Source organism: Streptomyces sp. NBC_01283 (genome assembly GCF_041435335.1).
Lineage (GTDB): Bacteria > Actinomycetota > Actinomycetes > Streptomycetales > Streptomycetaceae > Streptomyces.
This window is the reverse complement of the sequence record NZ_CP108430.1, coordinates 6951562-6965492: the sequence shown is the minus strand read 5'-3', so window position 1 is coordinate 6965492 and position 13931 is coordinate 6951562. Positions and strand designations below refer to the sequence as shown.

Sequence of the window (13931 nt, the reverse complement as noted above, 5' to 3'; positions counted from 1 at the left end):
CTCACCCCGAGAGGAGGGCTTCATGACCACTCAGTCACGCAAGCAGAAGGGCCAGGCCCGCGCGGAGCACCGCTTCCACAACCCGCAGGGCGCCGAGGTCAAGACGCGCGACGAGGCATTCGCCGCGCCCCAGGACGTGTCCGCCGAGGCGGTCTCCACCACCTGCAAGCTGGAGCTGCACAACGGCGCGATCACGTTCGCCATCGAGGTGAAGTACAACCCCAACACCCACCCGCACGTGGTGACCGGCGGCCAGATCACCTCCGGCATCTGCGGCGCCCCCTGGGACATCACGGGCGGCTTCGTGGGCGACACGATCCGCCTGGACGCCAAGCGCACGGGACAGGGCTCCTGCGCCAACACGATCACGATCGTCGGCGAGTACCAGAACCCTCCGGCGTACCGGGGGACGTACGGCTTCGACGGCGCGACATCGTCCTTCAAGCACACGACGAAGTACGAGTGCTGAGCTGACACCACTACCGGGCGGGCCGGGAGCTCCGGCCCGCCCGGTACGGCTCCGTGCTCGTCACATCCCTTGCTGCGACCGGGCCTTGAACGCCGCCTTCCGCGCTTCCTTCGCCACCTTCTTGTCGGGGTGCAGCCGCCCCATCGCCTCCAGGACGTCCGCGGTGGCGGGGTGTTCGACCCGCCAGGCCGCGGCGAAGAACCCGCTGTGCTGCTCGGAGAGACCCTCCACGAGACCCTGCAGCTCGTCCGAGTTGCCCTCGGCGGCGAGCTGCGCGGCGATCGTGTCGATGGTCAGCCAGAAGACCAGCTCCTCGGACGGCGCGGGCACGTCGGACGCCCCGTGCTCGGCCAGCCACACCCGGGCGAGTCCGCCGAGTTCGGCGTCGTCGAGGACCTCCCGCAGGGCGGGCTCCGCCTCGCGGCCCACCAGCGAGAGCGCCTGCTGGCACCGCAGCCGCCTGAGCGGTGCCCCATCGTCGCCGCCCCGCGCCGCGGCCAGCAACTCCCGTGCCGCGTCCAGCGGTTCGTGCCGGGCGAGCCACTGCTCGATCTCGGCCTGCGCCGCGGCCTGCGGGAAACCGGCCGTCCCTTCGAGCAGCGCGTCGGCGCCCTTGCCCGCGAGATCGCCCACCGCGGGGGCGTCCACACCGGCCTCCAGCATCCGCGCCCGGATGCCGTACACACCGAGCGGGGTCAGCTTGACCATCCCGTACCGCGAGACGTCCTCGTCGTCGTCCGGCAGCGGGGCGTCGGCCTCGTCGATGTCCACCATGAGGGCCTCGTCGACCGGCTGGTACTCGACGAGTCCGAGCGGCTCGAAGAGCCGGAACTGGTCGTCGAGTTTCATCATCGCGTCCGACACCTGCTCCAGGATGTCGTCCGTCGGCTCCCCCATGTCGTCCGGCACGATCATCGACGCGGCGAGCGCGGGCAGCGGCACCGGGGCGTCCTCCGCCCCGGTGTCCCCCGCGGTGAGCAGGTACAGGTTGCCGAGCACGCCGTCCAGGAAGTCCGCCTCCGCCTGCGGGTCCCAGCCGAGCTCCTCGAAGTCGATCTCGCCGTTCTCCTCCAGGACGTCGAGGAGGTTGTCCATGTCCGGAACGGTCGCGTCCGAGTACACGGTATCCAGGGCGCCGAGCCAGACGCCCAGGATGTCCTGCGGGCTGCCGGAGGTGAGCGCGGCGAGGTCCTCGCCCGCGGTCACCGTGCCCGGCGCGTCCTCACCCTCCGACTCGTCCGCGTCGGTCACGTCCACCAGGCCGGTGTCGACCGCCACGCGCCAGGCCTCGCTCGCGTACGCGGCGGCGTCCGGGTCGGCCGCCGCGAGCCCGAGCTCGGCCGCGGCGGCCGGCAGCTGCTCGTCGACGAGCTCACCGCCCGCCCCGACGCGCGTCTCGGGGCCCGCCCAGCGTGCGAGGCGCACGGCACGGGAGAGCAGCGGCGTGGCGAGCGCGGCCCGCGCGAGTTCCGCTTCGGAGTGCAGCAGCACCGGCGGCAGGGTGGCGGGACTTACGGACATCGGCTGGTTCTCCTCCGAAGGATGGGGCGTCCCCTGGTCGAGCGATGTCGAGCACCCGGGGAAAGGTCGGCAGGACCAAAGCCTAGACGGATTTGGACCCATGCCGCCCGGTTCATGTCCCTGTCAGAAGACATACACGGTGAGAACACCCGCGGAACCTTGACAACTCCCCTGGCCACGCAAGAGATTGACGCGCGTAGAACGCCGAGTGCCCGCCGGCCCCTCAGGGCCGGCCCGCTTCAGGTCCGCCCCTCACCCTCACCCTCCCGGAGTCCTTGCATGCCGCACATATCCCGTGCCACCCGGCCCGCCGTGAGATCCGCCGCCGTCTCCGCCGTCGTGGCGACCGCCCTCGCGGCCGGTCTGCTCGCCGTGAGCTCCTCGTCCGCGTCCGCCGCCGAGGTGCGCGTCCACGACATCCAGGGCACCACCCGTCTCTCGCCCCTCGCGGGACAGCAGGTCACGGACGTGACGGGCATCGTGACCGGCGTCCGCTCGTACGGCTCGAAGGGCTTCTGGATCCAGGACCCGAAGGCCGACTCCGACCCCTCGACCAGCGAGGGCATCTTCGTCTACACCGGCTCCGCCGCCCTGACCGTGAAGGCCGGTGACGCGGTCCGCGTCTCCGGGACGGTCGGCGAGTACGTTCCAGGCGGTGAGGCCTCCGGCAACCAGTCCCTGACCCAGCTCACCAAGCCGACGGTCACGGTCGAGTCGTCCGGCAACGCGGTGCCCGCGCCCGTCACGGTCAACGCCAAGGCGGTGCCTTCCGCGTACGCGCCCGACGGCGACCCCGCGAACGGCGGCAGCATCAACGCCCTGCCCCTGAAGCCCCGCTCGTACGCCCTGGACCTGTACGAGTCCCTGGAGGGCATGAACGTACGCGTCGGCACCTCGCGCGTGGTCGGCGCCACGGATCCGTACTCGGAGCTGTGGATCACCGTGAAGCCGCACGAGAACCCGAACCGGCGCGGCGGCACGGTCTACAAGTCCTACGACGACCAGAACACCGGACGCCTGCAGATCCAGCAGCTGGCCCCGGTCTCCGAGCAGCCCTTCCCGAAGGCGAACGTCGGCGACACGCTGTCCGGTGGCGCCGAAGGCCCCCTGGACTTCAACCAGTTCGGCGGTTACACGCTGGTCGCGCGGACGCTGGGCAAGGTCACGGACGAGGGTCTCGTACGGGAGAAGACGCGGCGCCAGACCAAGAGGGAGCTCGCTGTCGCGACGTACAACGTCGAGAACCTCGATCCCGGTGACCCGCAGACGAAGTTCGACGCGCTTGCCGGGGCCGTCGTCTCGAACCTCGCCTCGCCCGACATCCTCGCCCTGGAGGAGATCCAGGACGACAACGGCGCGAAGAACGACGGGACCGTCTCGGCGGAGGCGACCCTGAAGAAGTTCACGGACGCGATCGTCGCCGCGGGCGGGCCCCAGTACGCGTGGCGGTCCATCGACCCGGAGAACAACAAGGACGGCGGGGAGCCGGGCGGCAACATCCGCCAGGTCTTCCTCTTCAACCCCGAGCGGGTCTCCTTCACGGACCGCGGCCACGGGGACGCGACGACGGGCACGGGTGTCGTACGTTCCTCCGGTGGGCGCGCCGCGCTGACGCTCTCCCCGGGGCGCGTCGACCCCGCGAACACGGCGTGGGCGGACAGCCGCAAGCCGCTGGCCGGAGAGTTCGGCTTCCGGGGGCGCAGTGTGGTCGTGGTCGCCAACCACTTCGGTTCGAAGGGCGGCGACGAGGGGCTCACGTCACGGCACCAGCCGCCGGTGCGGTCCTCGGAGGCCAAGCGGCTCCGGCAGGCGCAGGCCGTGAACGCCTTCGTGCGGGACGTGCGGAAGGTGCAGAAGAGCGCGGACGTGGTCGTCGTGGGGGACGTGAACGACTTTGAGTTCTCGGCGACGACGACCGCCCTGGAGGCGGGCGGCGCACTGAAGTCCGCCGTCAAGTCCCTGCCGCGGTCCGAGCGTTACTCGTACGTCTACCAGGGGAACACCCAGGTCCTCGACCAGATCCTGACCAGCCCCGGGGTGGGCGGCGCAGGCGACTTCTCGTACGACAGCGTGCACATCAACGCGGAGTTCGCCGAGCAGAACAGCGATCACGACCCGCAGGTGCTGCGGTTCCGGCCGTAGGCCAGTGCCGTGAGTGACTGCTGTCCGGCTGCGCTCCCTCGTCACGCGTAGAGCCGGAGCAGCCAGTCCCGCCAGGCCATTTCGGTGCCCTTGGCGTCCGCCTGCGGCGCGAAGTCGTGGATGCTGATGCTCACGGGGGCACCGAAGTGGTTGCGGCCGAAGAAGCGGTAGAGCGCGGTGTCCGTGCGCAGGCCGATGAAGTGCCTGCTGCGGAAGTCGACCATCGCGTCGAGGTCTCCGCCCGGGGCGTCCACGCGCACCCGGGCCCCTTCCGCCGCGTCGTCGGGGAGACCCAGGCGGCGGCCCAGCCTGGCGAAGGCTCCCGGGGCGGTGGAGGGGGCGGGGCCGTCGAGGGCGGTGAACGTGACGGGCAGGCCCGTGAAGTACGTCAGGTACTGGCACAGGGTGTGCAGGTAGAAGTCGGTGTGCTTGGCGGCCTCTTCGTACTGGCTGTCCCAGGCGCCGGTGAAGATGCCGCTGTGCACGTAGCGGACCCAGGAGCGGCGGCCGCCGTCGCGGGGCTCGATGGTGCGGTCGAGCAGGTTGAGCTTCTGGCCCGGCGGAAGGCCCGTGGGGTCGTCGGCGCGGTCGGTGAGGCGGTGCGGCGGCTCCCAGTGGGTGACGATGCCGCCGAACGGAGCGGCGCCGCCCTCGCGGGGCTCGTACTCCACCAGGGGCCACAGCCAGCAGCCGGTGCCGGTGGTGAACGCGTCCCAGACCTCGGCAGGAGAGGCGTCGACCTCGAACTCCCGCGCTATCTCGAACTCCTTGCCCGCGATCATGGCGGCTCCCCCCGACGTTCCCGCATCGCTTCAACGTCCCACCGTCAACCATTCCCGTCCAGGGGGATGGTGCTGCCGGGGAAAGTATGTGCAATGTGGGGGAAATCGCCACTACTTGAGTACTTGAGCGTACGGGTTCCGGAAGTCTGCGCGGCTCGACCTACTGTGGCTCGATCCCGACGGCCAGGCGGTACCTGCCCTCCTCGGGCAGCCCGTCCCCGCTCTCCCACTCCTCGTAGCGGATGACCCGCTCACCGTCCGTCGTCACGTGGAAGTGGACGGAGATCAGGCCCGGCGCCCCCTCCGGCGGCCCTGCCTCCCCCTCGGTGATCACGATCGCCCCGGCCACCCGGTCGTCACCGGCCGCCCGCGCCGTCCCGTCCCGCAGCCGCGTCTTGTGCAGCCCCAGCCGTTCGATGCCCGGCACCGCCTCGTCGATCTCGGCGTTCCGCTCGTCCCTGCCGTGGGCGAAGAAGTCCCGGTACGCCCCCTCGTTCCGCCAGTGCGAGCGGTGCGCCAGCGTCGAGCCGTCCGCACCGGCGTACACGGTGTACGAGAGGAGGCCCTCGTGCGGCCACGGCCTGCTCCCCCAGGCACCGGCGATCGCCTCGGCCGCCGCCCGCTGCCGCTCCGGCGTGCCCGTGCTCCACGTGCTGAGGAAGACGAGCCCGCCGTCCGCGACAGCCGGGTCGGGGAGGGTGGTGGTGTCGGTGTGAGCCTTCATGGCCTGCTCCTTCAGTGTGTGGGGGTGGCGCTGCGCCCGCCCCACGGACACACTGCGACCTCAAGTTCGCTTGAGGTCAAGCCCGTTCAGACCTCGCGGTTCTCGCGGTCGTCGCAGCCCTCGCAGCCCTCGCGGTCAGGCCCGTTCGGGAGCGGCCACCGGGGTGAGGTCCGGCCGCTTCGCCTCGCGGCCGTCGCCCGAGGAACGGCCCCTGACGCGCCGCCACACCCACGGGCCCAGGAACCCCGCGAACCACGCCGTCTCCGCCGCCACCGCCCGCGGCGCGGACACCGGAGGTGCCGGGGGCAGCAGCGGCCGCACCCAGCCCTCGTGGCCGGGCACGCCCAGCGCGTCCGCCATGCCCGCCGCGATCCTGGCGTGCCCCAGCGGACTCGCGTGCAGTCGGTCGGTGCTCCACAGCCGGGGGTCCGTGGTGACCCGGTGCGGGAACGTGTCCAGGACGACGACCCCGTGGCGGTCCGCCGCCGCGCGGATGCGGGCGTTCAGGTCGAGGACACGGGGCAGTGCCCTGCGCGCGAGTGGCGAGATCCGTCCGATGTCCGGGAACGTCACCGTGGCGACCCGCGCACCCGCCGCGGTCAGCTCGGTGAACATGTCCTCGATGTCACGGGCCACCTGGGCCGCGTCGAAGCCGGGGCGCACCAGATCGTTCATGCCCGCCATGACCGTGACCAGGTCCGGGCGCAGCGCGAGGGCCGGGGCGAGCTGCTCCCCCTTGATGCGGGCCGTCAGCCTGCCCCGTACCGCGAGGTTCGCGTAGCCGAACTCCGGGTCCCCCTCGGCCAGGATCTCGGCGAGCCGGTCGGCCCAGCCGCGGTAGCCGTGAGCCTCGTCGCCGTCACCGACCCCTTCCGTCTGGCTGTCGCCGATCGCGACATAGCGTGCGTACGAATGCGTCGTCATGGCCAGAGCCTCCCCCCGGAGTCAGCGCACGTCAACGCGGTACCGGCCGCCGGCCCCCCCGCTACTCAGAGGAGGTGGCCCCCGCCGTCCACCAGGAGGATCTCGCCGGTGATGTACGAGGCGTTCACCAGGTCGAAGACCGCCTCCGCGATGTCCTGCGGCCTGCCCACGCGGCGCAGCGGAAGCCGGGCCGCCGCGGCCTCCATCGCGGCCTCGATGCCCTCCACGCCGTCGAACCACGGGGTGTCGATCATGCCGGGCGCGACCGCGTTGACCCGTACGTCCGGGCCGAGCGTCTTGGCGAGCAGCTTCGTCATGTGGTTCACGGCGGCCTTGCTCACCGAGTACGGGATGGAGCTGCCGCCGGGGCGCACTCCCGCCTGGGAGGAGATGGTGACGACGCTGCCCGTGCCACTCGCCCTGAGGTGCGGCACGGCGGCCGTGATCGTCTGCCATACGCCGATGACGTTGATGTCGTACAGCTCGCGCCAGACCTGGGGGCTCGCGGACTCGAAGTCGTCGTGGGCGATGAAGCGCGTGGCCCCGGCGCAGTTGACCAGGATGTCCAGGCGTCCGTACGCGTCGACCGCGGACCGGACCAGGCGCTTGGCGTCGTCCTCGTCGGCGACGTTCGCCCGGACGTAGAGGGCGTCGGGGAGTTCGGCGGCCAGTTTCTCGCCCGCCTCGACGGAGCGGGCGGAGTTGAGCACCACCCGGATTCCGGCCGCGGCGAGACGCCTGGCCACCTCCGCGCCGATGCCCGACGACGAACCCGTCACCAGGGCCACGCGGGTCTCTTCTACTGCCTCGGCCGCCTCGGTCGTCTTGCCCGTCCCAGTCGTCCCGGTCGGGCTTTCGTTCTTGTTCATCAAGCCTCATGCCTTTGTCATGTCGGCCTGTCGCACCCGGCTCCGATCATGCCAGACGGGCGGCACTAGCTCTTCCCGTCCCCCGCCAGGCGCGCCAACTCCCCCTGGAACAGATCGAGCCGGGCCTGGAGCAGCGCCGCCTCCGCGAGCAGCTCGGGCACCCCCATGGCCTCCGAAGGCGTCCCCGGTACGGAATCGGGGCGCGCCCCGGTGACCGTGAGGCCTTCTCCGGCGAGGCGGGCGAACTCCGCGAGCCGCAGCGACGCACGCCTGCCCGCGCAGGCACCGCACGCTCCCTCGACCACCCGCCACCCGGGCCTGCCCCAGCCCGCGTCCGCCAGGACCACTGCCCTCGCACCGCAGCGGCAGGGCCGCACCGTCACGGCCCGCACCCGCTGCCGCGCGTACCGGAAGCCGCGCTCGAAGCGGATGTACGCGCCGAGCACCGTCACCTGGAGGAGCGCCGCCCCGCGATGCTCCGCGGTGCACAGGAACGCCTCCGCCGCGGCACGTTCGTGGACGCAGTGGAAGCCGCAGTCGCAGCGGCGGTGCGGTGCCGCGTGCCGCCGGCCGTAGACGCAGTGGGCCTCGTCCAGCACGCCGTAGGGCAGGGCGGCGCCCAGGGAGACGCCGGTGAACCCTGCCCTCGCGCCGTCCTGGGACAGCGCGAGGCGGGCGATCTTGTATCCGGTCGGCGGCTCCTTCGGGCGTTCCGCGGGGAGCCGCAGCCTCATCGCGCCGCCGGAGCCTCGGCCGCCAACTCCTCGGCCACCGCGTTCTGTTCGGGCTCCGGATCCGCGTGCTCACGTGCTTCCTGCCGCGGCTGCTCCCGCGGGTCTTCCTCGGCGATCCCGGTGGCGAGTGCTTTGCCCAGCCTCATGACGCCTCCTGTGGCCGGCGGCCCTGCGGCCGTCCGTCGACTACCGTCCGGCCCATGGTGGCCCATACGGGGGCGAGTTGGCACTAGGGGGTGTGCCGCCGGACCCGGGAGCCAGTGGGTCGGGGGCGTCCTGACGCGTGCGGTAGCCGTCCTGGAAGACGATGGTGTAGACATCGTCACCCAGAGCCAGACGAGCCTGCTCCTCGCAGGTCCGCCGGGTGGCGATCCATTCGGCGACTCCGATCCGCGGTGCGCCGAGGGTGTCCCACAACTGCTGTGCGAGGCCGAGCAGATGGGCGGTCCGCCGGGCGTCGCCGTCCGCGGCCGCGGCCGCGCCGAGGACATCCAGGGCGACGGCCATCCCGAGCGAGTCGTCGAGGCGCCGCTTGGCGTCCCACGAGGCCCTGCCGTGTTCGAACGCGGCCTGTACCCGGCCGCGGGCCAGCTCGGCGCGTGCGCACATGTAGTCGGCGAAGGCACGCGACCACTGCTCGCTGTGCCGGTCGCAGTCGGCCCGGATGGGCGTCCATCGGTGGGTGCCCCGCCGCTCCTGGGGTGCGAGTCGGCACAAGGGGCCGCTGCCTCCCTGGTCGGCACCTCGGCGGCCACCTCGTAGCATTCCTGTGAAACATCTCGTAGCAGAATTAAGTGGAGCTTCAGCGTCGGTGTGCCGACACTGCCTCCATGGCCTCTCCCTCATCACCGCATCCCCCCTTCGGCCGCGCCCTCTGCGCGATGGTCACGCCCTTCACGGACGACGGGCTGCTCGACCTGGACGGCGCCCAGCTGCTCGCCGAGCGCCTGGTGGCCGACGGCTGCGACGGGCTCGTGCTCTCGGGCACCACCGGCGAGTCCCCCACCACGTCCGACAGCGAGAAGGCCGCGCTGGTGCGGGCCGTCGCCGAGGCGGTCGGCGACCGGGCATCGATCGTCGCGGGGGTCGGCAGCTTCGCCACCCGGCACACCGTCGAGATGGCGCTGCAGGCCGAAAAGGCGGGCGCCGACGCCCTGTTGGTGGTCACGCCCTACTACAGCAAGCCGCCGCAGGACGCCGTCGAGGCGCACTTCCTGGAGGTCGCCGACGCGTCGGGGCTCCCGCTCGCGCTCTACGACATCCCCGGGCGCACGGGCACCCGCATCGAGCCGGAGACGATGCTGCGGCTCGCGGAGCATCCGCGGATCGTCGCCGTGAAGGACTGCGCGTACGACCTGATGGGCACCCAGAAGGTCCTGTCCCGGTCGGACTTGGCGTACTACGCCGGCTGCGACGAGCTCATCCTGGCGCTGTACGCGGTGGGCGGCGCGGGATACATCAGCACGGTGGCCAACGTCGTACCCCGTCAACTCCGTTCCATCATCGACGCGTTCGACGCGGGCGAGACGACTCAGGCCCAACGGCTCCAGCAACAGGCCATGGAACTGATCGAGTTGATGATGGGCGCGGGACTGCCGGGCACGGTCACCTCCAAGGCGCTGCTCGGCGCGCTCGGACTGCCCGGCGGCCCGGTCCGCGCACCGCTGCGGCCCGCCGGGCCCGAGGCGGCCGACGGGCTGCTCGCCGCCTACGAGAGGTTCAGCCCGCGGCGGGGAAGCCCCCTGCCTTCGTCCACACGAGCGTGTCGGAGCCTCGGCTGAACGTGGCCTTCTTTCCCCCGGGGGCGACGGCGATCTTCTCCCAGCCGTCGAAGTTCTTGGTGAGGTGCGTGGCCCACTTGGTCAGCGGGCCCGTGGCGACCGCGGCGACCGACTCGGTCGGCGGCTCACCGTCGGCGCAGTACACCCCGAAGTCCCCGAAGGCCGCCACCGTCCCGTCCTTGGCCTTGAGCGTGATGCCCTGACAGGCGTCGGTCTTCGTCTTGTGGACCACGGCCGACTTGGACCAGCCCTTGGCCTTGGGGCTGTAGTCCTGCACGAGGAGCCCCTTGCCCTTCATGTAGTGCATCGCCACGCGCCGCCCGTCGGCGAGCTTGACCTGCGCGTTGAACGGGCTGGGGCTGCCGCTCCAGGGGATGTCGCTCTTCTGCAGGGGATAGCCGTGGTCACCGGTGGAGATCCGGCTCGCCCCGTGCGCGGCCCCGGCTCCCGCGCCCACGCTCTGACCGCACCCGGCCACCAGCGCGAGAACCACCGTTCCGCTCAGGGCCAGCGCCCTGACACCCACTCGCTGCATATCGCTCTCCTGTCGTCCGGCGCGACGCGCGCCCCCGTGGGAGGGCAGCTTACGCAACAGCGCCCCCCGGAAGACCGGAGGGCGCTCTTCACTGAAGCGGTGATGCTCAGTTGTGGCTGTGCAGCACGTCGTTCAGGCCGCCCCACACCGCGTTGTTCGGGCGGGCCTCGACGGCGCCGGTGACCGAGTTGCGGCGGAAGAGGATGTTCGAGGCGCCGGAGAGCTCGCGGGCCTTGACGATCTGCCCGTCGGGCATGGTCACGCGGGACCCGGCGGTGACGTAGAGACCGGCCTCGACGACGCACTCGTCGCCCAGCGCGATGCCGACGCCAGCCTCGGCGCCGATCAGGCAGCGCTCGCCGATGACGATGCGGACGTTGCCGCCGCCGGAAAGGGTGCCCATCGTGGAGGCGCCGCCACCGATGTCGGAGCCGTCACCGACGACGACACCGGCGGAGATGCGGCCCTCGACCATGGAGGTGCCGAGCGTGCCCGCGTTGAAGTTCACGAAGCCCTCGTGCATGACGGTCGTGCCCTCGGCGAGGTGCGCGCCGAGCCGCACCCGGTCGGCGTCGGCGATGCGGACGCCCTTCGGGGCGACGTAGTCCGTCATGCGCGGGAACTTGTCGATGGAGGTCACGGCGAGGTGCAGGCCCTCGGCGCGGGCGTTGAGCCGTACCTTCTCGACGTCGTCGACGGCGACCGGGCCGAGCGAGGTCCAGGCGACGTTGGCGAGGAAGGCGAACTGGCCGTCGAGGTTCACGCCGTGCGGCTTGACCAGGCGGTGCGAGAGCAGGTGCAGACGCAGGTAGACGTCGTGGGCGTCCAGCGGCTTGTCGTCGATGGACGCGATGACCGTACGTACGGCGATGATCTCCACGCCACGGCGGGCGTCCCGGCCGATGGCCTTGGCGGCGCCCTCGCCGAGCAGCTGCACGGCACGCTCGGCGGTGAGCCGCTCGGTGCCCGAGGGGCCCGCTTCGGCGACGAGCTCGGGCGCGGGGAACCAGGTGTCGAGAACGGTGCCGTCGGTGGTGACGGTGGCGAGGCCTGCGGCGACGGCGCCGGTGGGGCGGGAAGCGTTCGTGTCGGTCATGGGGAAAACCTAACCGGCGGCGCGCCGCGCGGGCGAACCGGTCTCAGCCTCCGGGCCACCCGTCCGCCTGCGCCGCGTGTCCCGGGAGCGCCCTCGGCGGTCAGCCGCCCGACGGAACGAGCCGGTGGAACACCTCGCGCGCGTACGCCTCGTCGTACCGCACGCCCGTGAGCAGCACCTGCAGGCAGATTCCGTCCACGAGCGCGACGAGCGCCTGTGCGGTGACGGGGTCGGTGCGCCGCCGCAGGACCACGGCGAGCGCCTCCCCGCACTCGGCGGCGACGGGCTGCAGCGCGGGCTTGCGCAGGGCGGCCAGATAGAGCTCGTACTCCAGCTCGAGCTCCGTGCGGTCCCCTGCGAGCCACTGGCCGAGCAGCCCGGCGAGCTCACCGGCGAGATCGACCCTCGGGTCCTCGAACGCGCCGCTCGCGGTGACCGCCTTGGCGAATCCTTCGTTGGCCTGCCGCATCGCGGCCACCAGCAGATCGTCGAGCGTCTTGAAGTGGTAGGTGGTCGAACCGAGCGGCACATCGGCCTCCGCGGCGACCGAGCGGTGGCTGAGCCCGCCAATTCCCTTGTCCCCCACCACCCGGATCGCGGCGTCGATGATCCGCTGGCGCCGCTCGGGGTCGTAGCGCCGGGCCATCAGTGCGCTCCGCCGAGGTTGAGCAGGACGACACCCGCGATCACGAGGGCGATCCCGGCGATCTTGGCGAGGCCGGCCGACTCGCCCATGAAGACCATCCCGATGGCCGCGACCGCGGCGGTGCCGATCCCCGCCCAGATCGCGTACGCGGTTCCGACGGACAGCGTCTTCAGGGTCTGCGCGAGCAGCGTGAACGCGATCAGATAGCCCACGACGGTGATCAGCGAGGGCCAGAGCCTGCTGAACCCCTCGCTGTACTTCATGGCCGTCGTCCCGGCCACCTCCGCGATGATCGCCCCGGCGAGCAGTCCGTATCCCATGCGTACGAGTGTACATATCGTTGTGTACGGGCGTACGCAAACGCGGGTGTTCCCACCGGTTAGGGTGACGCGATCGCTGTGGGGGGGCCACAGAGGCGCAAGAGACGACGGAGCACGAAAGCGATGGCAGACGCATCGGGGTGGGGACCACAGGAACCACAGTGGCCGCAGGGGCCGCAGGGGCCGCAGGGGCCGCAAGGACAGCCCGGGCCGTACCCGCAGGGTCCGTACCCGCCGAGTCCCTACGGCGGCCCGCCCGGCTGGGGCTGGAACGGCGGGTGGACGCCGCCGCCCCCGCCGCCCAAGCCCGGCGTCATCCCCCTCGCCCCGCTGAGCGTCGACCGCGTCCTCGGCGGCACTTTCGCCACGATGCGGCGGTACGCGAAGCCGCTGTTCGGCACGGCAGCCGCGGCGTACGGTCTGCTGGCCGCGGTCATGACAGCGGCGGCCGTCATCGCCTACCTCGGTGTCCGCGACCACTGGCGCACCCTGTCGGAGCCCGGGGGCACGTTCTCCTGGGACGACGGCAGGCCCGTCCTGATCGCCTTCGGCACGGTGTGGCTGCTCATCATGCTCGCCACCCTGGCCGTGAACTCGTTCATCCAGGCCGCGTGCGCGGCCACGCTGCACGAGGCGGTGCTCGGCCGCCCGGCGACGTTCACGGCGGTCTGGCGGCGGGCGTGGTCGCGGACGCCGTCGGTCATGGGCGTGACCGTCCTCTTGGCCGTCATCCTGCTGCTGCCCGCGGCCGTGTGCGTACTGCTCTTCGTCTCCTTCTTCGTCACCGTCCTGACGCAGTCCGCCGCGCCGTTCGGCATGATCTTCCTGCTGCTGCTCGTCGTGACCCCGCTGGCGGCCTGGCTCTACGTCATCTTCGCCTTCGCCCCCGCGGCCGCGTCCCTCGAGACGGCCGGCCCGCTGCAGGCCCTGCGCCGGTCCGTACGCCTGGTCCGCGGCGCCTGGTGGCGCACGTTCGGCATCTCGCTGCTCGCCGGGATGATCGTGGGTGCCGTGTCCCTGGCGGTGCGCCTCCCCCTGCAGTTCGCGACGCCGACACCGCCTCCGGTGCACGCGGGCGACTCCACCTCCACGATCATGCTCGACCAACTGCGTTCCCAGTTCGGCCTGTACGCCCTGTTCGGTCTGGTCGCCTCGTTCCTCACACAACTGGCCGCCAGCGTGTTCCTGCCCCTGGTGACCGCCGTGCTCTACATCGACCAACGCATCCGCAAGGAGGGCCTCGCGCACACGCTGGCGCAGGCCGCGGCCGAGAACGAGGCCGAGCGGGACGGCGCGCTGAGCCCCGCCCCCTGAGCGGAACGCGGTTCGGCCCCCCGCGCATCAAGCGCGGGGGGCCGAACCAGCAGAACTACCTGTCACACGTCAGA

Annotated in this window: 16 protein-coding genes; 4 read left to right on the top strand and 12 right to left on the bottom strand. The window is 71.7% G+C overall.

The annotated features are described in order from the left end of the window. Nucleotides 1–22: 22 nt before the first annotated feature. A complete protein-coding gene (locus OG302_RS31530; protein WP_361826319.1) occupies nucleotides 23–469 on the top strand; it encodes a hypothetical protein in 447 nt (148 codons plus the stop codon). 60 nt (nucleotides 470–529) lie between these two features. Here OG302_RS31530 and OG302_RS31525 read toward each other — a convergent pair whose 3' ends face one another. After that, entirely contained in the window at nucleotides 530–1990 is a 1461-nt protein-coding gene (locus OG302_RS31525) for a hypothetical protein (RefSeq protein ID WP_371529866.1), read from the bottom strand. A 279-nt stretch (nucleotides 1991–2269) separates the two neighbouring features. On the opposite strand from OG302_RS31525, the gene OG302_RS31520 reads away from it, so the two are divergent. After that, a complete protein-coding gene (locus OG302_RS31520; RefSeq protein WP_371529865.1) occupies nucleotides 2270–4132 on the top strand; it encodes an endonuclease/exonuclease/phosphatase family protein in 1863 nt (620 codons plus the stop codon). A 41-nt stretch (nucleotides 4133–4173) separates the two neighbouring features. Here OG302_RS31520 and OG302_RS31515 read toward each other — a convergent pair whose 3' ends face one another. The 7 genes from OG302_RS31515 to OG302_RS31485 form a co-directional block, all read right to left on the bottom strand. Then, complete coding sequence (locus OG302_RS31515; protein ID WP_371529864.1) at nucleotides 4174–4914, bottom strand: SRPBCC domain-containing protein; 741 nt, start codon at nucleotides 4912–4914, stop codon at nucleotides 4174–4176. A 160-nt stretch (nucleotides 4915–5074) separates the two neighbouring features. Next, complete coding sequence (locus OG302_RS31510; protein WP_371529863.1) at nucleotides 5075–5638, bottom strand: antibiotic biosynthesis monooxygenase; 564 nt, start codon at nucleotides 5636–5638, stop codon at nucleotides 5075–5077. Between the two features lie 135 nt (nucleotides 5639–5773). Beyond that, on the bottom strand, nucleotides 5774–6562 hold the full coding sequence (locus OG302_RS31505) for an SGNH/GDSL hydrolase family protein (RefSeq protein ID WP_371529862.1): 789 nt from the start codon (nucleotides 6560–6562) through the stop codon (nucleotides 5774–5776). Between the two features lie 65 nt (nucleotides 6563–6627). Continuing rightward, nucleotides 6628–7431 carry an SDR family NAD(P)-dependent oxidoreductase gene (locus tag OG302_RS31500; RefSeq protein WP_371529861.1) on the bottom strand — a complete coding sequence of 268 codons (804 nt, stop codon included), beginning with the start codon at nucleotides 7429–7431 and terminating at the stop codon, nucleotides 6628–6630. A gap of 65 nt (nucleotides 7432–7496) precedes the next feature. Then, nucleotides 7497–8165 (bottom strand): hypothetical protein, encoded by a 669-nt coding sequence (locus OG302_RS31495; protein WP_371529860.1) that lies wholly within the window; start codon nucleotides 8163–8165, stop codon nucleotides 7497–7499. After that, nucleotides 8162–8311, bottom strand: coding sequence for a hypothetical protein (locus OG302_RS31490; protein WP_371529859.1), 150 nt, complete (start codon nucleotides 8309–8311; stop codon nucleotides 8162–8164). Before OG302_RS31490 ends, OG302_RS31495 begins: the two co-directional genes overlap by 4 nt. A gap of 40 nt (nucleotides 8312–8351) precedes the next feature. Continuing rightward, nucleotides 8352–8882: a hypothetical protein gene (locus OG302_RS31485; protein ID WP_371529858.1), complete on the bottom strand. Its 531-nt coding sequence runs from the start codon at nucleotides 8880–8882 to the stop codon at nucleotides 8352–8354. A gap of 113 nt (nucleotides 8883–8995) precedes the next feature. On the opposite strand from OG302_RS31485, the gene dapA reads away from it, so the two are divergent. After that, on the top strand, nucleotides 8996–9946 hold the full coding sequence (gene dapA / locus OG302_RS31480) for a 4-hydroxy-tetrahydrodipicolinate synthase (RefSeq protein ID WP_371529857.1): 951 nt from the start codon (nucleotides 8996–8998) through the stop codon (nucleotides 9944–9946). Here the strand turns inward: dapA and OG302_RS31475 are convergent. From OG302_RS31475 to OG302_RS31460, 4 genes are all read right to left on the bottom strand, one after another. Continuing rightward, on the bottom strand, nucleotides 9885–10481 hold the full coding sequence (locus OG302_RS31475) for a hypothetical protein (RefSeq protein ID WP_371529856.1): 597 nt from the start codon (nucleotides 10479–10481) through the stop codon (nucleotides 9885–9887). The genes dapA and OG302_RS31475 overlap by 62 nt on opposite strands. Before the next feature lie 106 nt (nucleotides 10482–10587). Next, entirely contained in the window at nucleotides 10588–11577 is a 990-nt protein-coding gene (gene dapD / locus OG302_RS31470; protein ID WP_371529855.1) for a 2,3,4,5-tetrahydropyridine-2,6-dicarboxylate N-succinyltransferase, read from the bottom strand. A gap of 100 nt (nucleotides 11578–11677) precedes the next feature. Continuing rightward, entirely contained in the window at nucleotides 11678–12223 is a 546-nt protein-coding gene (locus OG302_RS31465) for a TetR/AcrR family transcriptional regulator (protein WP_371529854.1), read from the bottom strand. Then, nucleotides 12223–12543 (bottom strand): multidrug efflux SMR transporter, encoded by a 321-nt coding sequence (locus OG302_RS31460; protein ID WP_371529853.1) that lies wholly within the window; start codon nucleotides 12541–12543, stop codon nucleotides 12223–12225. The genes OG302_RS31465 and OG302_RS31460 overlap by 1 nt, the downstream gene beginning before the upstream one ends. A 123-nt stretch (nucleotides 12544–12666) precedes the next feature. Between OG302_RS31460 and OG302_RS31455 the strand changes: the two genes are divergently transcribed. After that, the gene (locus OG302_RS31455) at nucleotides 12667–13857 is read left to right on the top strand and encodes a hypothetical protein (RefSeq protein WP_371529852.1); all 1191 of its coding nucleotides are present in this window, start codon (nucleotides 12667–12669) and stop codon (nucleotides 13855–13857) included. Nucleotides 13858–13931: the final 74 nt, after the last annotated feature.

Coding starts and splice junctions, on each gene's coding strand:
- OG302_RS31460 (WP_371529853.1), bottom strand. CDS start 12,543: ATGGGATACGGACTGCTCGCCGGGGCGATCATCGCGGAGGTGGCCGGG.
- OG302_RS31510 (WP_371529863.1), bottom strand. CDS start 5,638: ATGAAGGCTCACACCGACACCACCACCCTCCCCGACCCGGCTGTCGCG.
- OG302_RS31475 (WP_371529856.1), bottom strand. CDS start 10,481: ATGCAGCGAGTGGGTGTCAGGGCGCTGGCCCTGAGCGGAACGGTGGTT.
- OG302_RS31500 (WP_371529861.1), bottom strand. CDS start 7,431: ATGAACAAGAACGAAAGCCCGACCGGGACGACTGGGACGGGCAAGACG.
- OG302_RS31515 (WP_371529864.1), bottom strand. CDS start 4,914: ATGATCGCGGGCAAGGAGTTCGAGATAGCGCGGGAGTTCGAGGTCGAC.
- OG302_RS31525 (WP_371529866.1), bottom strand. CDS start 1,990: ATGTCCGTAAGTCCCGCCACCCTGCCGCCGGTGCTGCTGCACTCCGAA.
- OG302_RS31530 (WP_361826319.1), top strand. CDS start 23: ATGACCACTCAGTCACGCAAGCAGAAGGGCCAGGCCCGCGCGGAGCAC.
- OG302_RS31490 (WP_371529859.1), bottom strand. CDS start 8,311: ATGAGGCTGGGCAAAGCACTCGCCACCGGGATCGCCGAGGAAGACCCG.
- OG302_RS31505 (WP_371529862.1), bottom strand. CDS start 6,562: ATGACGACGCATTCGTACGCACGCTATGTCGCGATCGGCGACAGCCAG.
- OG302_RS31495 (WP_371529860.1), bottom strand. CDS start 8,165: ATGAGGCTGCGGCTCCCCGCGGAACGCCCGAAGGAGCCGCCGACCGGA.
- OG302_RS31465 (WP_371529854.1), bottom strand. CDS start 12,223: ATGGCCCGGCGCTACGACCCCGAGCGGCGCCAGCGGATCATCGACGCC.
- OG302_RS31520 (WP_371529865.1), top strand. CDS start 2,270: ATGCCGCACATATCCCGTGCCACCCGGCCCGCCGTGAGATCCGCCGCC.
- OG302_RS31455 (WP_371529852.1), top strand. CDS start 12,667: ATGGCAGACGCATCGGGGTGGGGACCACAGGAACCACAGTGGCCGCAG.
- dapA (WP_371529857.1), top strand. CDS start 8,996: ATGGCCTCTCCCTCATCACCGCATCCCCCCTTCGGCCGCGCCCTCTGC.
- dapD (WP_371529855.1), bottom strand. CDS start 11,577: ATGACCGACACGAACGCTTCCCGCCCCACCGGCGCCGTCGCCGCAGGC.